Raw genomic sequence first — 18,657 nt, 5'->3', positions numbered from 1 at the left:
AGACGCGGAGAGCTCCGTCTCCTGCCTAAGCCTCCGGCGCGTGCTTCGAGAGGAACTCGTACATCGCCGTGTCGTCGACGCCTGGGAAGGTGCCGGTCGGCAGCGGCGAGAGCACGTGCTGGTGCATGCGCGCGCTCGGCCACGCCTTGCCCTGCCAGCGGGTGAGCAGGTCGGGGGAGGGGGTGCGGCAACAGGCCTCGTCCGGGCACGTCGAGACCCGCCGCACCGGTGTCTCCCGGCCGCGGAACCACTTCGCGTCGTCGAAGGCCACCCCGCAGGCGATCGCGAACGGCCCCTGCTCGGCGTCGCCCGTCTGCACGCTCGACCAGTAGGTGCCGGCCGGGGTGTCGGTGTACTGGTAGAACTCGCTGGTGCGGTTCGTGCGGTGGAACGCGGTGCGGCCGCCCCACTTGTGGCACAGCATCTCGCCCTCGATCGATCCCGAGGCGTCGCTCGGGAACGGCAGGTCGTCGTTCTCGTAGCCGCGCACGAGGGCGCCCTCGCCGTCGGCGCGGTAGTGGTGCACCCGCAGGTCGAGGTGCTGCGTGGCGAGGTTCGTGAAGCGGTGCGCGGCGGCCTCGTGCGTGACGCCGAAGGCGTCGCGCAGATCCTCGATCGCGAGGTTGCGGTTGCGCTTGGCCTGCTGCAGGAAATCGACGGCTCGGGCCTCGGGCATCAGACAGGCCGCGGCGAAGTAGTTGATCTGCAGCCGCTGTTCGAGGAACTCGGCGTAGCTCGCGGGCTCGGCGTGGCCGAGCACGCGGTGCGCCATGGCCTGCAGCGCGAGCGAGCGCAGGCCGTGCCCGCCCGGGATGGAGGCGGGCGGCAGGTAGATGCGCCCGTTCTCGAGGTCGGTGATGCTGCGCGTGTTCGAGGGCAGGTCGTCGACGAAGATGAGGGTGAAGCCCAGCATCTCGGCCAGCATCGCGACCGTGCGGTGCGTGACGGCGCCCGTGGTGTGGCCGATGCGGCGCATGAGGTCGGAGGCGACCAGCTCGATCTCGTGGATGTAGTTGTCGCGCTCGCGCATCTGCATGCGGATGGCGGTGTTGGCGCGGCGGGCCTCCTCGGAGGTCGCGGCGGCCGCTCGGGATCGCCGGGCGAGTTCGCGGTGCATGCCGACGAGCGACTCGAGCGCGTCGTCGCTGAGGGTGCGCGGGGTGCGCACGTGGGGGAGCCCGAGGCGCAGGTAGCCGGGGGTGCTCTGCGCCCGCTCGAGCTCGATCTCGAGGGCGCTGCGGTGGTCCGGGGGCTCGCGGCGCAGCAGCTCCGAGGGGTCGATGCCGAGCTCGCGCGCAATGCTCTGCAGCAGGCCGAGCCGCGGCTCGCGGCGCCCGGTCTCGATGTGCGAGAGCTGGCTCGCGACCACGCCCACGCGCTCGCCGAGCTGCTCGAGCGTGAGGCCCGCGCGCGTGCGGAAGAACTTGAGGCGCTTGCCGAGCAGCAGACGGTCGAGTTCAGATTCACCCTGGGTGGGGGTCGTATCCGGTGCCATTCTTTGACTATATGTCAATAATCATGAAAATTTACACCGGATTTGGTGAATGCCCGGTGAATCGGCTGCTGAGAATGGAGATGTCACCGATTCTTCACCGACGACGTGTGTGAACCCGAGGAGAACGAACGTATGAGCGCCACCCAGACCATCGAGGCCGAGAGCACCGTCACCGACCTCGTGCGTGCGAATGCGACCACCGCGAACGAAGAAGTGCTCCAGTGGGTGACCGAGGTCGCCGAGTTGACGAAGCCCGTCGAGGTGGTCTGGTGCGACGGCTCGCAGGACGAGTGGAACCGCATCACCTCCGAGATGGTCGAGGCCGGATCCCTCATCCCGCTCAACAAGGATCTGCGTCCGGGCAGCTTCCTCGCGCGCTCGCACCCCGCCGACGTCGCCCGGGTCGAGGACCGCACCTTCATCTGTTCCGAGAAGGAGGAGGATGCCGGCCCCACGAACAACTGGGTCGCCCCCGCCGAGATGAAGGCCGAGCTCATGCCGCTCTTCGACGGCGCCATGCGCGGCCGCACCATGTACGTGGTGCCCTTCTCGATGGGCCCGGTCGGCGGCGCCATCACCCAGCTCGGCATCGAGATCACCGACTCGCCCTACGCCGTGCTCAACATGCGCATCATGACCCGCATGGGGCAGGCCGCGCTCGACGGCATCACGCCCGGCAGCGAGTGGGTGCGCACCGTGCACTCGGTCGGCGCCCCCCTCGAGGAGGGTCAGGCCGATGAGGCGTGGCCCTGCAACGACACCAAGTACATCACCCACTTCCCCGAGACGCTCGAGGTGTGGTCGTACGGCTCGGGCTACGGCGGCAACGCCCTGCTCTCGAAGAAGTGCTTCGCGCTGCGCATCGCCTCGGTGATGGGTCGCAACGAGGGCTGGCTCGCCGAGCACATGCTGCTGCTCAAGCTCACGAACGTCGACACCGGCAAGGCCTACCACCTCTCCGCGGCCTTCCCGTCGGCCTGCGGCAAGACGAACCTCGCGATGCTGCAGCCCACGATCCCGGGCTGGAAGGTCGAGACGATCGGCGACGACATCGCCTGGCTGCGTCCTGGCAAGGACGGCCGTCTCTACGCGATCAACCCCGAGGCCGGTTTCTTCGGCGTCGCGCCCGGCACCGGCGAGTCGACGAACCCCGTCGCGATGGAGACCCTCTGGGGCAACACCATCTTCACCAACGTCGCGCTGACCGACGACGGCGATGTGTGGTGGGAGGGCAAGACCGACGAGGTGCCCGCTCACCTCACCGACTGGCAGGGCAACGACTGGACGCCCGACGCCGACCGTCCCGCCGCGCACCCCAACTCGCGCTTCACCGTGCCGATCCAGCAGACGCCCTCGCTCGCCGCCGACTGGTACGAGCAGGACGGCGTGCCCCTCGACGCGATCCTCTTCGGCGGGCGCCGCGCCACCAACGTGCCGCTCGTCGCGCAGTCGCTGTCGTGGGAGCACGGCGTCTTCGTCGGCGCGACCGTGTCGTCCGAGAAGACGGCCGCGCAGGAGGGCACCGTGGGCGAGCTGCGCCGCGACCCCTTCGCGATGCTGCCCTTCTGCGGCTACAACATGGCCGACTACTGGGGCCACTGGCTCGAGATGGGCGAGACCCTCGGCGACAAGGCCCCGAAGGTGTTCCAGGTCAACTGGTTCCGCAAGGGGGCCGACGGCCGCTTCCTGTGGCCCGGCTTCGGCGACAACTCGCGCGTGATCGACTGGATCATCCGCCGCGTCGAGGGCGAAGCCCGGGGCCGCGAGACCGCGATCGGCACCGTGCCGGCCGACGGCGAGCTCAACCTCGAGGGCATCGAGGTGCCGGCCGAAGACCTCGATGAGCTCTTCTCGATCGATCCCGCCTCGTGGCTCGCCGAGGCCGACCTCACCGAGGAGTTCTTCGCCCGGTTCGGCGACCGCGTGCCTGTCGCCCTGCGCGACCAGCTGACGCAGCTGCGCCAGCGCCTCAGCGCGTAGCCCGCTCGCGCCCGCGAGCCCCACAGACCGTAAGCCCCGCCGTTCTGCCCAACGGCGGGGCTTACTATCTCCGCGGTCCCGGATCGCCCGCTAGTTGAGCGCGATGATCCCCACGTTGAGCGAGGTGGCGAAGATCAGCCACAGCAGGTACGGGATCATGATCCACGACGCGATCCTCGACCACGGGGCGGCCGCGATCCCGAGCCAGATCACGGACGCCATGAGCGCGACGATGGTCGCGAGCGCCAGCCACCAGGCGGCCTCGCCGATCAGCGGGTAGCCGGCGAAGAACACGGGTGTCCAGATCGCGTTCAGCGCGAGCTGCACGACGAAGAGCCGCAGCACACCGCTCGCGGCGTTCGGGCCGCCGTCGCGGTAGCCGGAGCGCCAGATCAGCCAGCCCGCGAGCGCGATCAGCAGGTACAGCGCCGACCAGACGGGCCCGAAGACCGAGTTCGGCGGATCCCACGGCGCCTTCTGCGCGCTCGCGTACCAGCCGTCGGTATTCGGCGCGGTGGCCTGCGATCCGCCCCACGCGATCAGCGCGACCGCGGCGAGCATCGCGACGCCCACCGCGATCTGCCGCCCCACCGGCGGGCTGACATCCGTTCCGTCGCTCATGCGGGCACCTCCTCGCGTGCGTGGTCTGCCACGCTAGCAAGCCTCGGCGGGCGCGGCTAGGGGTGCGCCCGGGTGCCAGAGCCGATGCGGGCGGGAGAAGGGCCGGCTACTCGTCGAGGATGACGTCGCTCGCGCGCAGGGCGCGCAGCTCCGGCTCCTCGAGCTCGAGGACCTCTCCGTCGGTTCCGAGCCAGTACCATGCCGCGAGGTCCGGGCCGGGTGCGTCGCGACGGGTGAGCGTGTAGGTGACGCCGTCGACCTCTTTGGTGTTCATGCCCCGACTATAGACTCAAAAGTTGCCGTACCACCCGACGGGCGCGCCTGCAAGGGTGTTCCGCTCGTCGGTCGCGTCGAGCAGGCTGGGGGCCATCGCATCGAACGGAGAGGTGGCTGCAATGAGCACACGGAAGCAGATCAAGAAGGCCGCGGAGGCGACCGCGTGGAACCCGATGAAGACGCTCAGCCAGTGGGGCGTGCGCAGTTCGCACGCCTACAGCCTGGGATTGATCTCGGTGGGGATCTCGTTCCTGACCTGGCTGTTCTCGCGGGGGAAGGGCGACGAGAAGTCGCAGTCGGATCGCTGGGGTCTGTTCATCGGCGAGTGGGCGCCCACGTTCTTCGCTCTCGGGGTGGGTCTCAAGATCGAAGAGGAATCCTGACGGCGCCTGCGAGCCGAGGTCATCGCTGCGGCATCGGCAGGCGCGTGGTGCGACCGCCGTCGACGACCATCGTCTGGCCCGTGACGAACCGCGACTGCGGGCCCGCGAGGAAGACCGCGGCGTCGCCGATGTCCTCCGGCGCCCCGAGCCGCCCGAGCGGGTGCAGGGCCTCGATCTCGCCGACCGCGGCGGCGGGATCGGCGAACCCGGCGAGGTAGTCCTGCGCGAGGTCGGTGCGGATCCAGCCGGGCGCGATCGCGTTCACCCGGATGCCCTCCGCGCCGAGGTCTACCGCGAGCGCGCGGGTGAGGCCGTGGAGGCCCGCCTTGGACGCGCTGTACGCCGCGTGCCCCGGGTTCGTTCCGATGCCTTCGATCGAGCCGATGCTGACGATCGATCCGCCCCCTCGTCGTGCGAGGTGGGGGATCGCGGCCTGTGCGAGGAACATCGGAGCGCGGAGGTTCAACGCCATCATCCGGTCCCACTCGGCGACCGTGAGCTCGTGCGGCGATCGCTCGAACATCATGCCCGCGTTGTTGACGAGCACGTCGAGCCCGCCGAGCCGCTCCGCCGCCTCGTCGACGATGCGGGGGATCGCCGCCGCATCGGTGAGATCGGCCTGCAGCGACTGCACGGCCGGGTGCCGTTCGAGGTCGGCCGGGAGCGGGCGCCGTTGGGCGACGACGACCGTCGCTCCTTCCTCGAGGAAGCGATCGAGGATGCCTCGGCCGATGCCGTGGCCTCCTCCCGTGATGAGCGCGAGCATTCCCTGCAGCTGCATGTGCGTGTCCTTCCTCCGCGCGCACGCGGTCATCGATACGTTCTACTCTGCCGGATCCGAGGCCGGCCGCGCTGGGGTGGCGAGCAGTTCGCGCACCTCGGGTGCGACTCCTCGGCAGGCAACTCGCTTCCGCGTTCAGCGCCGCGTGGGCGCGCCTCAGCCCACGACCACGCGGAGTGTGCCGCGCTGTTGCGGTGCTGTCAAGCCCGCGATCTCGCTCGCCGGGTCGCCTACGGTGGGAAGAGCCCTTCCCAAGCAGGGAAAGGGAGACGGCGAAGAGTCGGTGCCCCCACTGGGATTCGAACCCAGACTGTGCCGATTTTAAGTCGGCTGCCTCTGCCGGTTGGGCTATGGGGGCAACCTCACCATCTTCCCACGCGCGCCGATCGGCGGCGGTGGGGGCGGAACGACCACGAGCAGACGAAGGAGATGCACCATGTCGATGATCGATGACGCGGCGGACGAGACGAAGGACGCCGTGAAGCAGGCTCGCCAGCGCGAAGAGGCGCAGCGCAAGCGCGCGGAGAATCACGATGAGGCCGATGAGTCGGGCACCGGCTCCGGCACCGATGACGGCTACGGAGACGACCGCGACACCAGCGGCGACGTCCCCGTCGCCAACCTGGAGTGACCGCCTCCCCTTCGAGTCCCAGGACGCCCGCCGCCGAGACGCGGAGTGTCGGGTCGCTGCTTCACCTCAGCGGAGGCAGCGATTCGACACCCCGCGTTTCCTGTTCCCGCGGGGAGGGGAGCGGAGGGCGGACGCCGTCGCGGCGCGTAGGCTGGGGTGATGGTCTTCGCCAAGGTGCTGCTCGTGAGCGTGATCGTCGTCGCCGTCGTGCTGGCGCTCTCCCTGCAGTTGCGCGTCTGGGCGCGGCGTCGGGCGCGCGAGCGGGCCGCCTGGCAGACCGAGCTGGAGCGGGATCTGCGCGACGGATGAGCCCCCGCGCCGGCCCGCAGGCTGCGGCCGGTGGCTGAGACCGCCCGCCCACCCGCGGCTGCGACCGCGCCCTCCCGCATACCGGGGCTGAGACCGCGTCTCTCGTCGCCCCGGTCGTGAGACCCGCCGAGAACGCGCTCTCTACATCCTTCCCGCCCCCGCCCGAGACGTCGTACACTGCGAATATGACACTCGATCTCGCTGCCGCGGAAGTGCTGGCGACCGCGGTCGAGCGTCCCTGGGATCGGCCGGATCGCTTCTGGGCTTCGTTCGACGAGGCGACGCGGGATCACCCGGCCCCCGTCGTGGCGCTGAGCGTCGAGGCGCTCAGTCGCAACGCGCACGATCTGCTGCGGCGGGCCGGCGGGTTGCCGATCCGCGTCGCCAGCAAGTCGGTGCGATGCCGCGCCGTGCTCGACGCCGTGCTCGCGCTGCCGGGGTACCGGGGCGTGCTCGCATTCACGCTGGCGGAGGCCCTGTGGCTCGCCGAGCGGATCGACGACGTGGTGGTGGGGTATCCGACGGCGGATCGTACCGCGCTGGCGGCCCTCGGCCGCAGCGAGCGGGCTGCGGACCGCATCGCGGTGATGATCGACAGCGAGGATCAGCTCGACCTGATCGACGCGGCGATCCGGCCGGGGGAGCGCGTGAGGATCCGCGTGTGCCTCGACCTCGACGCCTCGTGGCGCACGCGGGCGCTCGGGCACCTCGGCGTGCGCCGCTCGCCGATCCGCACCCCCGAACAACTGCGCGCGCTCGCCGAGACCGTCGTTCGGCGCGACGGCTTCGAGCTCGTGGGCCTGATGGCGTACGAGGCGCCGATCGCGGGCGTCGCCGATCGTGCTGCGGGCCGGGCCGAGGGCGCGCTGCTGCGGGCGGTGCAGCGGGCGAGCGCCGCCGAGCTGGCCGAGCGCCGTGCTGCGGCGGTGGCCGCGGTGAGCGAGACGGCCCGGCTCGAGTTCGTGAACGGCGGCGGCACCGGCTCGATCGAGCGCACCGTCTCGGAGCCCGCGGTCACCGAGGTGGCGGCGGGCAGCGGGCTGTACGGCCCTCACCTCTTCGACCACTACACCTCGTTCTCGCCTGCGCCCGCGATGGCCTTCGCCCTCGACGTGGTGCGCAAGCCGACTCCCGACCGGGCGGTGCTGCTGGGCGGCGGGTGGATCGCATCGGGCCCCGCTGCGCCCGACCGACTGCCGGTACCGGTCTGGCCGCCCGGCCTCGCGTTCGAACCGCGCGAGGGCGCGGGCGAGGTGCAGACGCCCGTGCGCGGGTCGGCGGCACGCGGGCTGGGAGCGGGGGACCGCGTGTGGCTGCGCCACGCGAAGGCCGGCGAGCCGCTCGAGCACACGGCCGAGGTGGTGCCGGTGCGCGCAGACGGCACGGCGCTCGCGCCGATCCCGAGCTATCGAGGAGAGGGGCGGTGCTTCCTGTGAGCAGCGCGCGGGATCGGCGGGCGGCGGGCCCGCACGCCCGCTGGAACACGCGGTGGAGCAACTGGGCGCGCACCGAGCACTCGCGGCCCGAGCTCGAGATCGTGCCTCGACGCACCGAGCAGATCGAGCTCGCGGTGCAGCGCGCCCGCGACACGGCCCGCACGGTCAAGCCGGTCGGCGCGTCGCACAGCTTCACCGGTGTCGCCGCGACCGACGGCATCCGCATCGACATGAGCCGCATGCGCGGTCTCGTCTCGGCCGACCCGGCGCGCGGCCGGGTCACGCTCTGGGGCGGCACGCACCTCTGGGAGCTGCCCGCCATCCTGGCACCGCTCGGCCTCGCCCTCGCCAATATGGGCGACATCGATCGGCAGACCATCACGGGCGCCACGCAGACCGGCACCCACGGCACGGGCGTGCGACTCGGCGGTCTCGCGACGGGCGTGATCGGGGCGACCCTCGTGACGGGCGCGGGCGACACCCTCGTGATCGACGAGGATCACCACCCCGAGCTGCTGCCCGCCGTGGCGCTCGGCCTCGGGGCCCTCGGGGTGCTGGTGACGGTGACGCTGCAGTGCGTGCCGCGCTATCTGCTGCGGGCCGAGGAGGCTCCGGCCGGGCTCGACGAGGTGCTCGACGGCTTCGTGGAGCGCACGCGCGAGGCGGATCACTTCGAGTTCTTCTGGTTTCCTCACACCCGCAGCGCCCGCACCAAGACGAACACGAGACTTCCGCTCGACGCCGAGCGAGACCCGCTGACGCCGGCCGCCCGCTTCGCCGACGAGGAGTTCGCGAACAACCTCGCGTTCGGCGCCTGCACCGCGTTCGGCAGCGTGGCTCCCGCGGCGATCCCGCGCGTCAACCGGCTCATCGAGACGCTCTCGAGCCGGCGCAGTTACACCGACGAGTCGCACCGCGTCTACATCACGCACCGGCGGGTGCGCTTCCACGAGATGGAGTACGGCCTGCCGCTCGATGCCGTGCCCGAGGCGATGCGCGAGCTGCGGGCGATGATCGAGCGCCGCCGGTACCGGGTGTCGTTCCCGGTCGAGGTGCGCTCGGCCGCCGCCGACGGGCTGCTGCTCTCGACGGCGAGCGGCCGGCAGACGGGGTATATCGCCGTGCACCGCTACTGGCGGGATCGGGACCGCGGCTACTTCCGCGATGCCGAGGCGATCCTGGCCTCGCACGGAGGTCGGCCCCACTGGGGCAAGATGCACACCCAGACGGCGGGCACCCTGCGCGACCGCTACCCGGCGTTCGACGAGTTCGCGGCGGTGCGGGATCGTCTCGATCCGGATCGCCTCTTCGGGAACCCCTACCTCACGCGTGTGCTGGGTGAGTAGCGTCGCCCTCTCCCGCAGCGCCGAAGGGCCCCCCCTACGCCCACTCGAGGAGGGTGATTTAACGGGTGAATCCTGCCTGCCGGCTGGGAGGCCGTCGGCCGCCGAAATAGCGTGGACAGGGTATGCGAGGGGAGGGGTGCGCGGCGCGAGCGCTGCGACAGTTTCGAATCGGCATGCGTCGTTTCAGACTGACGCGGTCTCCCCATCGAGGTATTCCTGAAAGGCGAGCGACTCCATATGCAGCAGAAGACATCAGCCCTCGGCGAGAGGCTGCGCCGGGCGGGCGCGGGCGCACTCGCCGGGGCGCTCCTGGCAGGCGGCAGCGTCGTCGCCGTGGGCGCGGCGGCGCAGGCGGCGACGAACGACAACGTCGGCACGGGCGAGCTCACGGTCACGCACCGGCAGAACGAGGGCTGGAAGAAGATCCGCGGCAACTCCTCCGCGGCTCGCGACGGCTTCGGCCAGGGCCCGCCCATGTACGACACGATGCAAGACGGCTCCGGCGCCCCCATCGACCTGGGCGCCCCGCAGAGCTTCTGGGACGGCGACGACTGGAACACCCCGGTGGGCAACGTGTGGGGCTGGTCCGGGGTCGCCCACGCGACCGACTTCGCCCCCCAGATCCTCGGCACGGTCAACCCCATTCAGGGCGACCTCTGCGGCGCCGAGACGGTGACGATCGACGCGTCGGCGCGGCTCACGAACCTCGGCCCCACTCCCGGGGTGTGGACGATCGGCGCCTCCGCGCTCGTGAGCGGCCGCGGCACTCCGGAGGAGACCGCGCTCGCCGAGCAGGGCTTCGGTGCGAGCGGTACCAACTACCCGGTGGGAGGCACGGTGCCGCTCGCGCTCACCGGCACCGTGCCCGTTGCGGATGTGCAGGCGGGCAAGATCGACCTCGCGGTCGCGATCGAGCTGAACCACAACGGATCGAAGGGGTGGAGAACGCACGACTTCTCGCTCGTCTACGACCTCAACTGCGCCCCGACGGCCGAGGACGTGACGCAGATCGTGCTGCCCGGCGTGCCCGCCGACATCAGCCTGACCGACTCCGTGAGCACCGACGGCAGCACACCCGACTGGACCACGCTGCAGCTCATCGACCCCGAGACCGGCGAGCCGAGCCCCACCGGCACCGTGACGATCCCGGGCGAGGGCGTCTACACCGCCGACGCCGACGGCGTGGTGCGCTTCACCGCGGCGGCCGGCTTCGAGCAGGGCCAGAAATCGAGCGTCGCCTACACGGTGAAGGACGCGCGCGGGGTCTCGGTGAGGAGCCGCGCCGAGATCGAGTTGACGGCGGCTAGCCTACCGGTGCCGCCCGCCCTCGTGCGCCCCGCGAGCCCCGGCGCCCCGGCGACATTCGACCCGGCCGCCGGCACGATCTCGCCCGATGCGGGAGTCGCGGTCGATGCGGCCTCGGTGCAGCTCATCGACCCCGCCAGCGACACCCCGAGCCCGAGCGGTGTCGTGACCATCGCGGGCGAGGGCACCTACACGCTCGATCCCGCCACCGGGCAGGTGGCCTTCGTGCCCGAGGCCGGCTTCGTCGGCGACTCGAGCATCGCCTACACGATCGCCGACAGCCGCGGTCTGCGCGGGCAGGGGACTCTCACCGCGAACGTCTCGGGCACGCCCAGCACCACGCCGGTCGACGAAACGGTGGTGCCCGGCCAGCTCGTGCCGATCGATCTCACCGGCGACTTCGTGCGGAGCGGGGGCGTCGGCCCCGATTTGACGACCCTGCGCCTCATCGACGCGCAGGGGCTGCCCGTGACGGAGCTCGTCACGCCGGCCGGCACCTACACGCTCGACCCTGCGCGACCCGGTACTGTGATGTTCCGTTCTGCGGCGGGTTTCCCCGGCGGCCCCGCTCCCGCGGTGAAGTACTCGGTCGCAGACCTTCGCGGTGAGGTCGCCGAGGGAACGATCGGGGTCACCGTGGCGCGCGCCCCCGTCTTCGATGAGACCTCGTCGAATGCGACGGGCACGACGCAGGCCACGCGGTCGATCATCCTCGATCCGGCCGGCTCGGTCGTCGCGCGAGACGGCGGCGCCGTCGACCGGCGCTCGGTGAAGCTCGTCGGCGCGGGCGGCGCGCTCGTCGACACCCTCGCAGTCCCGGGCAAGGGCACTTTCGCGGTCGACCCCGCGACCGGGCTCGTCACCTTCACCGCGGTCGACGGCTTCATCGGCCCCGTCGAGGCGCCGTTCTCGATCGCCGACGATCGGGGCCTGCGCACCAGGGGGACCCTGACCGTCGACGTCACCCCGGCGACGGCGACGACCCCCGCCGCACGCGCGGCGGAGGTGCTGGCGCGCACCGGATCCGGCGGCGCCGCGGCGCTCGTCGGGGGAGCGGCGCTGCTGCTCACCGGAGCGGGCGCCCTCGTGCTGAGCCGCCGCCGAACCGCGTAGCGCCTCGTCTCGCGAGATGGCCGCCGCGCGGGTCTTCGTACCCGCGCGGCGGCCATCACCGCCGCGGCCTCGAGCCGGCCCGTATCCTCAGCGCTTTCATGGCCTTCTTGGATAGGATGCACACATGTCTGGTGGATTGATTGCCCTGCTCATCGCGGCCGGCGTGCTCGTACTGCTGATCGGCTACGTCTGGATCACGTACAACTCCCTCGTCACGCTACGCGTGCGCGTCGACGAAGCATGGAGCGACATCACGGTGCAGCTGAAGCGCCGCGCCGACCTGATCCCCTCGCTCGTCGAGACGGTGAAGGGGTATGCCGCCCACGAGAAGGGGGTCTTCGAAGACGTCACCAAGGCCCGCGCCGAGACCATCTCGGCCCAGGGCCCGGCCGAGGCGTCCGTCGCCGAGAACCACATGCAGCAGGCGCTGAAGAGCATCTTCGCGGTCGCCGAGGCGTACCCGCAGCTGCAGGCCAGCCAGAACTTCCTGCAGCTGCAGGGCGAGCTCGTCGACACCGAGAACAAGATCCAGGCCTCCCGCCGCTTCTACAACGGCGGCGTGCGCGAGTACAACACCAAGATCCAGGTGTTCCCCAACACGCTCTTCGCGCGCGGCATGGGCTTCACCGAGCGCGAGTTCTTCGAGGTCGACGACGTCGCCTCGATCTCCGAGCCGCCGCGCATCCAGTTCTGACCGGGGCGGTCCGTGTACAGCGCGATTCGCCGCAACAAGATCAACAGCGTCCTCATCATCCTGCTGTTCATCGTCATCATCGGCGCGCTCGGCTGGTTGGCGGCCTACATCTACAACTCGCCGGGCATCGTGATCGCCGTCGTCGTGTTCGCAGCCGGCTACGCGCTCTTCCAATACTTCGCGGCCGGCCGGCAGGCCATCATGATGAGTGGCGCGCAGCGCATCACCGAGACCGATAACCCGCGGCTCTACCGGATCGTCGAGAACCTCTCGATCACCACGGGCACCCCGATGCCCGAGGTCTACATCGTGAACGACCCCGCCCCCAACGCCTTCGCCACCGGGCGCAACCCCGAGAACGCGATGGTCGCCGCCACCACCGGTCTGCTCGACATCATGACCGACTCCGAGCTCGAGGGCGTCATGGCGCACGAGCTCGGCCACGTGCGCAACTACGACATCCGCGTCTCGATGATCGTCTACGGGCTCGTCGTGGCGATCGGTATGCTCGCCGACATGTTCATGCGCATGGCGTTCTTCTCGCGCGGCAACAGCAACAACGGCAACCCCGTCATGCTCGTCTTCGGGCTCGTCGCGATGCTCGTGGCGCCGCTCATCGCGTCGGTCGTGCAGCTCGCCGTCTCCCGCCAGCGCGAATACCTCGCCGACGCCACCGGCGCCCTCACCACCCGGCACCCCGAGGCCCTCGCGAGCGCCCTGCACAAGCTCTCCGAGTACGGTCGACCGATGCAGCGGCAGCAGTCGAGCATGGCGCACCTCTGGATCGCGGATCCGCTGAAACCCGGCATCATGAACCGCCTCTTCGCCACTCACCCGCCGATCCCGGATCGCATCCGGCGACTCCTCGACATGGGCGGCAAGTTCTAGCGGAGCGGTCGTCGCCGAGGTCACGCGTGAGGTCGTTCGCGAGCAGGTGAGGCTATCGCATGCGTGACCTCGGTCGGCTGTGCCGCGGACGCGGCGGTGGGCGTCGGCGGTGCCGAGTCAAGTCCTTGCCGCGGCATGCGGCGAGGGGCGTAGGGTAGTGAACCGAGCCGAGGAGGTCCCCCCAACCGTGTCGAACATGTTCCGCTCCCTGTCGGTGCGCAATTACCGCATCTGGTTCATGGGGGCGCTCGTGTCGAACATCGGCGCCTGGATGCAGGCGACCACCCAGAACTGGGTGGTGCTGACCGAGCTCACCGACAACAACGCGGCGGCGGTGGGCGCGACGATGGCGCTGCAGTTCGGGCCGCAGCTGCTGCTCGTGCCGTTCAGCGGCGCGGTCGCGGATCGCTTCGACCGACGGCGGGTGCTGCTCGTCACGCAGTCGCTGCTCATGCTGCTCGCCGCGGGGCTCGGGCTGCTGCTCATCACGGGAGCCGCGCAGCTCTGGCACCTCTACGGCTTCGCGCTCGCGCTCGGCATCGTCAACGCGTTCGACACGACCTCGCGGCAGGCCTTCGTGTCCGACCTCGTCGGGTCGGCGCAGCTGTCGAACGCGGTCGCCCTCAACTCGGCGTCGTTCAACTCGGCCCGCCTCGTGGGGCCCGCGGTGGCCGGCGTGCTGATCGCCGCCGTGGGGTCGGGGTGGGTCTTCCTCATCAACTCGGCATCGTTCGTGACGGTGCTGGGCGCGCTGCTGCTCATCGACTCCCGGCCGGAGCGCGAGGGGCGGGGCCCGCGCGAGTCCCAGTGGCGGCAGCTCTCGGCGGGGTTCCGCTACGTGCGGGCCCGGCACGATCTGCTCATCATCTTCGTGATGGTGTTCCTCGTGGGTGCGTTCAGCATGAACTTCCCGGTGATCTCGTCGACGATGGCGGTCGAGTTCGGCCGCGGCGCGGGCGACTACGGCCTGCTGTCGTCGATCCTCGCGATCGGCTCGCTCTCGGGGGCGCTGCTCGCGGCCCGGCGACCGGCGGCGCGGATGCGGGTCGTGATCCTCGCCGTCGGCGGCATCGGCATGATGAGCCTCGTCGCGGCGATCATGCCGACCTTCTGGACCTTCGCGGCCACCCTCGTGTTCTTCGGCTTCGCGATCTCGACGATGCTCACCACGGCGAACGGCTTCGTGCAGACCACCTCGGATCCCGCGGTGCGGGGCCGCGTGCTCGCGCTCTACATGGCGATCCTCATGGGCGGAACGCCGGTCGGCGCGCCGCTCGTGGGCGCCGCGGCCGACGCCCTCGGCCCGCGATCCACGCTGTTCATCAGCGCGATCGCCGGTTTCGCGGCGTTCGGGATAGGCCTCGCCTGGCTGTTCACCGAGCGCGACCTGCGCTTCCACCGCGATCGCCGCCTGCACCTGCGGGTGACGCACGCGGGCCGGCCCGGCGTCGACGACGATCCGGGCCGCCAGACCGAGACGCTCACCGCACCGATCTCGGTGCTGCGCCGCGGCGACCCGCTGATCGGGGCCGGAGACTCGGCGCCTCAGGACGCCTCGGCCGCGGGCCCGGCGACGGGCATCGTGCCGATGATCGATCCGGCTCCCGATGACGATAGCGCCCCGGGCCCGCGGCCCGATCCGGCTCCGGATCGCGGCCCCGGCCCGAGCCGCGATCCGGGCGCCGAACCCGACGCCGATCGGCCCCCGCGGCCGCCGCGATGAGGCCCGCGCCCGCGACGGGGCGTCGTGGGGCGAAGATCCTGCGGCTCGAATGCGATCGGCCGCGGAAATCCGCCGATTCGCGGGTAGGCTATGAGTCGTCCCCGCGGCCGCGGCCGCATGTTCTCTGACGATGGAGATTTGATACCGGTGAGTGACTTCTTGTCAGCACAAACCCGCACCGAAACGGATTCGCTCGGCAGTGTCGAGATTCCGGCTTCCGCGTACTGGGGGGTGCACACGGCTCGCGCTCACGAGAACTTCCCCATCGCGCGACGCCCCATCTCGGTGTATCCCGACTTCATCCGCGCCTTCGCGTGCGTGAAGCAGGCCGCAGCACGGGCCAACCTCGAGATCGGCGCCCTCGACGAGCAGCGCGCCACCCTCATCGACCGCGCCTGCGAAGAGATCAAGACCGGCATGCTGCACGACCAGTTCGTGGTCGGCGTCGTGCAGGGCGGTGCCGGCACCTCGACCAACATGAACGCGAACGAGGTCATCACCAACCGCGCGCTCGAACTGGCCGGGCACCAGAAGGGCGACTACGCCTTCATCAACCCCAACGACCACACCAACCGCAGCCAGTCGACCAACGACACCTACCCGACCGCGATCAAGATCGCGCTCGCGTTCTCGCTGACCAGCCTGCTCGACGAGCTCGCACTGCTCGCCGACTCGTTCGCCGCGAAGGGCCGCGAGTTCTCGCACATCATCAAGGTCGGCCGCACCCAGCTGCAGGACGCGGTGCCGATGACCCTCGGCCAGGAGTTCAACGCGTTCGCCGTCACCCTGCGCGAGGACATCGAGCGCCTCACCGAGGCCGTCACGCTGCTGCGCGAGGTCAACATGGGCGCGACCGCGATCGGCACGGGCATCAACGCTGCCAAGGGGTACAAGGAGACCGTGATCAAGCACCTGCGCGAGATCACGGACCTCGAACTCGAGACCGCGGGCGACCTCGTCGAGTCGACCAGCGACACCGGCGTGTTCATCACCTTCTCGGGCGCGCTCAAGCGCAGCGCGCTCAAACTCTCGAAGATCTCGAACGACCTGCGCCTGCTCTCCTCGGGCCCCCAGGCGGGTCTCGGCGAGATCAACCTGCCGGCCCGCCAGGCCGGCTCGTCGATCATGCCCGGCAAGGTCAACCCCGTGATCCCCGAGGCGGTCTCCCAGGTCGCCTACTCGGTCGCGGGCGCCGACGTCACCGTGTCGATGGCGGTCGAGGCCGGCCAGCTGCAACTCAACGCCTTCGAGCCGATCATCGCCCACTCCCTGTTCCAGTCGATCACCTGGCTCGAGCGCGCCTGCCAGACGCTGCGCGTCAACTGCGTCGACGGCATCACCGCGAACGAGGAGCGCCTCGCCGACACCGTGTCGCGCTCGGTGACCGTCATCACCGCGCTCGCCCCCGTCATCGGTTACGCCGAGGCCGCGAAGCTCGCGAAGGAGGCGCTCGCGACCAACGAGAAGGTCTCCGAACTGGTCGTCTCCCGCGGCCTGCTCGACGAGGCGCAGCTCGCCGACATCCTGCAGCCGCAGAAGCTCGCGGGCCTCGCCCCCGAGACCGGCGTCATTCAGACGGTGCGCTCCGCAGCCCCCGATAAGGTCGAGGACGGCGACACCGCCGACGAGGTCGAGGAGCCCGAGGCCGAGTAGTCTCGGGGCGCCCCGCACAAGACGAGAGGCGGGCGGTGGATCCTCGGATCCGCCGCCCGCCTCTCGTATATGTGGCCGTGTGCGGCACCGTGCCCGCGAGCAACGCTGCCGCGTTGCTCTACGCGGGCACCGCCCCGCGCTTCGCTCCGTGGGCTGCCGCCGTGTGCGGCACCGTGCCCGCGAGCAACGCTGGCGCGTTGCTCTACGCGGGCACGCAGTGCGACGTGAGGGAGCCGATGCCCTCGATCGTCACCGTGACGTCGGTACCCGGGCGCAGGTAGAGCGGGGGCTTGCGCGAGCGGCCCGCCCCACCGGGGGAGCCGGTCGAGATGACCGTGCCGGGCAGCAGCGTCAGCGACTGCGAGATCGACGAGATGAGCTGCGCGACGGTGCGGATCATGTACTCCGTCGTCGAATCCTGCACTCGCAGCTCGTCGACGTCGGTGGTGATGTGCAGCGCCTGCGGGTCGGGGATCTGGTCGGCGGTCACGACCACCGGACCGATCGGCGTGAAGCCGTCGAACGACTTGCAGCGCGACCACTGCGGCTCCTGGAACTGCACGTTGCGCGCGGTGATGTCGTTGATGACCGTGTAGCCGAAGACGTAGTCGAGGGCTTCTTCGGGGGAGACGTTCTTGGCGGCACGGCCGATGACCACGCCGAGTTCGCCCTCGTAGTCGACCTCCTCGCTGATGTGCGCGGGCAGCGACACCTCGCCCTCATGCGCTCCGAGCGAGTTCGGGAAGAGCGAGAAGAGCACGGGGCCCGAATCGTTGTCGAGGCTCAGCTCGCTGGCGTGCTCGTCGTAGTTGAGGCCGACGGCCAGCACGATCGGCGCGTCGATGATGGCGGGCGCGAACACGGCGTCGGAGAGCGGCGCCCAGTCGTCGTCGGCGAGGGCCGCGGCGGCGGCGCGTACGCGCTCCACCTCGTCCGGCCCGGCCTCGATGAGCTGCTGCAGCGTCGCGTGCGTCGCGCCGAGGCGCTGAACGGGGACGAAGCGTTCGTCGCTGACGACGACGAGCTCGGGTGTGCCGGCGGGGGAGAGGACCAGGTGCGCGAATCTCACGCCTCCAGCGTAGCCGACACCCTCTCGGGTGCCGTGTTTCGAGCGGTTCTCTCACGTGTCGAGCCCCGATCTTTGTGGGGAGCGCACTGCTGCGACCGTGCCGCGGCGTGCTTCGCGGCGTCCTGCGGGCGCCGTCGTGGTGTCTCGGACCGGGGCGCCCACGGTCGCGATCGGGTTCCCCGAGAGCGAACGCGTCGCCGCGGGCCCGTGGGATCGGCGAGAATGGAGGAATGAGTGAATCACCCATGACCAAGCCGGAGATCGAGTTCCCCGAGGGCCCCGCCCCCGCCGAGCTGCAGATCGTGGATCTCGTCGAGGGCTCGGGGGCCGAAGCTCAGGCGAGCTCGACCGTCGACGTGCACTACCTCGGCGTCGAGTACGACTCGGGCGAGGAGTTCGACTCCTCGTGGAGCCGCGGCGAGTCGATCAACTTCCCGCTGCGCGCCCTCATCCAGGGCTGGCAGGTCGGCATCCCCGGCATGAAGGTCGGCGGCCGCCGCAAGCTCATCGTGCCTCCGGCGCAGGCGTACGGCGTCTCGGGCGGTCACCCGCTCTCGGGCAAGACCCTCATCTTCGTCATCGACCTGCTCGGCGTCAGCTGATCGACCACCCACCCGTCTTCGAGCCCGCCCGGATCCGTCCGGGCGGGCTCTTCCGTTTATGCCGCTCGTCTCGACGCCGTTCGTCTCGCCGCCTGCCGCCTGCCGCCTGCCGACGTCGGTTTCGTCGCTCTCGCCTCTCTCCGCTGGCGCCTTCCCTCTCTCCCTCTCCCTCTCCCTCTCCCTCTCCCTCTCCCTCCCTCCCCGTTCCCCGCGCACCGATCGACACTCATGCACCCGGATCGGCGCGGATGGGGTGTTTGAACGTCGATCGGTGCTGTTGGGTGCGGTCGCGCGCCGTTCGCCGCCCTCACCTCTCTCCGCTGTTACCTCCCTCCCTCCCTCCCTCCCTCCC

17 protein-coding genes and 1 tRNA gene are annotated in these 18,657 nt (G+C 70.5%); 12 read left to right on the top strand and 6 right to left on the bottom strand.

The annotated features are described in order from the left end of the window. Positions 1-25 precede the first annotated feature (25 nt). Entirely contained in the window at positions 26-1,495 is a 1,470-nt protein-coding gene (locus tag H490_RS29785) for a helix-turn-helix domain-containing protein (RefSeq protein ID WP_017885181.1), read from the bottom strand. A gap of 132 nt (positions 1,496-1,627) precedes the next feature. On the opposite strand from H490_RS29785, the gene H490_RS29780 reads away from it, so the two are divergent. Further along, a complete protein-coding gene (locus H490_RS29780; RefSeq protein WP_017885180.1) occupies positions 1,628-3,475 on the top strand; it encodes a phosphoenolpyruvate carboxykinase (GTP) in 1,848 nt (615 codons plus the stop codon). 90 nt (positions 3,476-3,565) lie between these two features. Here H490_RS29780 and H490_RS29775 read toward each other — a convergent pair whose 3' ends face one another. Beyond that, positions 3,566-4,096: a TspO/MBR family protein gene (locus tag H490_RS29775; RefSeq protein WP_017885179.1), complete on the bottom strand. Its 531-nt coding sequence runs from the start codon at positions 4,094-4,096 to the stop codon at positions 3,566-3,568. Between the two features lie 106 nt (positions 4,097-4,202). Then, positions 4,203-4,370, bottom strand: coding sequence for a hypothetical protein (locus H490_RS32425; protein ID WP_017885178.1), 168 nt, complete (start codon positions 4,368-4,370; stop codon positions 4,203-4,205). A gap of 121 nt (positions 4,371-4,491) precedes the next feature. On the opposite strand from H490_RS32425, the gene H490_RS0116395 reads away from it, so the two are divergent. Then, a complete protein-coding gene (locus H490_RS0116395) occupies positions 4,492-4,755 on the top strand; it encodes a hypothetical protein (RefSeq protein ID WP_017885177.1) in 264 nt (87 codons plus the stop codon). 19 nt (positions 4,756-4,774) lie between these two features. On the opposite strand, the gene H490_RS29770 is transcribed toward H490_RS0116395, so the two are convergent. Together H490_RS29770 and H490_RS29765 are read right to left on the bottom strand one after the other, a co-directional pair. Next, entirely contained in the window at positions 4,775-5,536 is a 762-nt protein-coding gene (locus tag H490_RS29770; protein WP_017885176.1) for an SDR family NAD(P)-dependent oxidoreductase, read from the bottom strand. Positions 5,537-5,820: 284 nt separating this feature from the next. Then, positions 5,821-5,894: transfer RNA gene (locus tag H490_RS29765), tRNA-Leu, on the bottom strand. A gap of 78 nt (positions 5,895-5,972) precedes the next feature. Here H490_RS29765 and H490_RS29760 point away from each other — a divergent pair. The 9 genes from H490_RS29760 (at position 5,973) to H490_RS29725 (ending at position 16,634) form a co-directional block, all read left to right on the top strand. Then, positions 5,973-6,167, top strand: coding sequence for a hypothetical protein (locus tag H490_RS29760; protein ID WP_017885175.1), 195 nt, complete (start codon positions 5,973-5,975; stop codon positions 6,165-6,167). A 159-nt stretch (positions 6,168-6,326) separates the two neighbouring features. After that, positions 6,327-6,476, top strand: a complete 150-nt coding sequence (locus H490_RS32420; protein ID WP_017885174.1) for a hypothetical protein — start codon at positions 6,327-6,329, stop codon at positions 6,474-6,476. A gap of 185 nt (positions 6,477-6,661) precedes the next feature. Continuing rightward, a complete protein-coding gene (locus H490_RS29755; protein ID WP_017885173.1) occupies positions 6,662-7,912 on the top strand; it encodes an alanine racemase in 1,251 nt (416 codons plus the stop codon). Further along, positions 7,909-9,258 carry a D-arabinono-1,4-lactone oxidase gene (locus H490_RS29750; RefSeq protein ID WP_017885172.1) on the top strand — a complete coding sequence of 450 codons (1,350 nt, stop codon included), beginning with the start codon at positions 7,909-7,911 and terminating at the stop codon, positions 9,256-9,258. The genes H490_RS29755 and H490_RS29750 overlap by 4 nt, the downstream gene beginning before the upstream one ends. A gap of 237 nt (positions 9,259-9,495) precedes the next feature. Then, entirely contained in the window at positions 9,496-11,676 is a 2,181-nt protein-coding gene (locus H490_RS29745; protein ID WP_017885171.1) for an Ig-like domain-containing protein, read from the top strand. Between the two features lie 124 nt (positions 11,677-11,800). Next, the gene (locus tag H490_RS29740; protein WP_031290298.1) at positions 11,801-12,370 is read left to right on the top strand and encodes a LemA family protein; all 570 of its coding nucleotides are present in this window, start codon (positions 11,801-11,803) and stop codon (positions 12,368-12,370) included. Positions 12,371-12,382: 12 nt separating this feature from the next. After that, on the top strand, positions 12,383-13,258 hold the full coding sequence (locus H490_RS29735; protein WP_017885169.1) for a M48 family metallopeptidase: 876 nt from the start codon (positions 12,383-12,385) through the stop codon (positions 13,256-13,258). A 196-nt stretch (positions 13,259-13,454) separates the two neighbouring features. Then, positions 13,455-14,981, top strand: a complete 1,527-nt coding sequence (locus tag H490_RS29730) for an MFS transporter (RefSeq protein WP_069187488.1) — start codon at positions 13,455-13,457, stop codon at positions 14,979-14,981. Between the two features lie 117 nt (positions 14,982-15,098). Next, positions 15,099-16,634 (top strand): aspartate ammonia-lyase, encoded by a 1,536-nt coding sequence (locus H490_RS29725; RefSeq protein WP_051066256.1) that lies wholly within the window; start codon positions 15,099-15,101, stop codon positions 16,632-16,634. Between the two features lie 202 nt (positions 16,635-16,836). On the opposite strand, the gene H490_RS29720 is transcribed toward H490_RS29725, so the two are convergent. Further along, positions 16,837-17,703 carry a fumarylacetoacetate hydrolase family protein gene (locus H490_RS29720; protein ID WP_017885166.1) on the bottom strand — a complete coding sequence of 289 codons (867 nt, stop codon included), beginning with the start codon at positions 17,701-17,703 and terminating at the stop codon, positions 16,837-16,839. A 230-nt stretch (positions 17,704-17,933) separates the two neighbouring features. Between H490_RS29720 and H490_RS29715 the strand changes: the two genes are divergently transcribed. Next, complete coding sequence (locus tag H490_RS29715; RefSeq protein ID WP_031290296.1) at positions 17,934-18,305, top strand: FKBP-type peptidyl-prolyl cis-trans isomerase; 372 nt, start codon at positions 17,934-17,936, stop codon at positions 18,303-18,305. Positions 18,306-18,657: the final 352 nt, after the last annotated feature.

This window comes from Leucobacter sp. UCD-THU, assembly GCF_000349545.1.
Lineage (GTDB): Bacteria > Actinomycetota > Actinomycetes > Actinomycetales > Microbacteriaceae > Leucobacter > Leucobacter muris.
The sequence above is the reverse complement of the archived record's forward strand: the minus strand, read 5'-3'. Positions and strand labels throughout refer to the sequence as shown.

Excerpts from the sequence above, each read along its gene's own strand:
- H490_RS29785 (WP_017885181.1), bottom strand. The coding sequence starts at position 1,495 with ATGGCACCGGATACGACCCCCACCCAGGGTGAATCTGAACTCGACCGT.
- H490_RS29780 (WP_017885180.1), top strand. The coding sequence starts at position 1,628 with ATGAGCGCCACCCAGACCATCGAGGCCGAGAGCACCGTCACCGACCTC.
- H490_RS29775 (WP_017885179.1), bottom strand. The coding sequence starts at position 4,096 with ATGAGCGACGGAACGGATGTCAGCCCGCCGGTGGGGCGGCAGATCGCG.
- H490_RS32425 (WP_017885178.1), bottom strand. The coding sequence starts at position 4,370 with ATGAACACCAAAGAGGTCGACGGCGTCACCTACACGCTCACCCGTCGC.
- H490_RS0116395 (WP_017885177.1), top strand. The coding sequence starts at position 4,492 with ATGAGCACACGGAAGCAGATCAAGAAGGCCGCGGAGGCGACCGCGTGG.
- H490_RS29770 (WP_017885176.1), bottom strand. The coding sequence starts at position 5,536 with ATGCAGCTGCAGGGAATGCTCGCGCTCATCACGGGAGGAGGCCACGGC.
- H490_RS29760 (WP_017885175.1), top strand. The coding sequence starts at position 5,973 with ATGTCGATGATCGATGACGCGGCGGACGAGACGAAGGACGCCGTGAAG.
- H490_RS32420 (WP_017885174.1), top strand. The coding sequence starts at position 6,327 with ATGGTCTTCGCCAAGGTGCTGCTCGTGAGCGTGATCGTCGTCGCCGTC.
- H490_RS29755 (WP_017885173.1), top strand. The coding sequence starts at position 6,662 with ATGACACTCGATCTCGCTGCCGCGGAAGTGCTGGCGACCGCGGTCGAG.
- H490_RS29745 (WP_017885171.1), top strand. The coding sequence starts at position 9,496 with ATGCAGCAGAAGACATCAGCCCTCGGCGAGAGGCTGCGCCGGGCGGGC.
- H490_RS29740 (WP_031290298.1), top strand. The coding sequence starts at position 11,801 with ATGTCTGGTGGATTGATTGCCCTGCTCATCGCGGCCGGCGTGCTCGTA.
- H490_RS29730 (WP_069187488.1), top strand. The coding sequence starts at position 13,455 with ATGTTCCGCTCCCTGTCGGTGCGCAATTACCGCATCTGGTTCATGGGG.
- H490_RS29725 (WP_051066256.1), top strand. The coding sequence starts at position 15,099 with ATGTTCTCTGACGATGGAGATTTGATACCGGTGAGTGACTTCTTGTCA.
- H490_RS29715 (WP_031290296.1), top strand. The coding sequence starts at position 17,934 with ATGAGTGAATCACCCATGACCAAGCCGGAGATCGAGTTCCCCGAGGGC.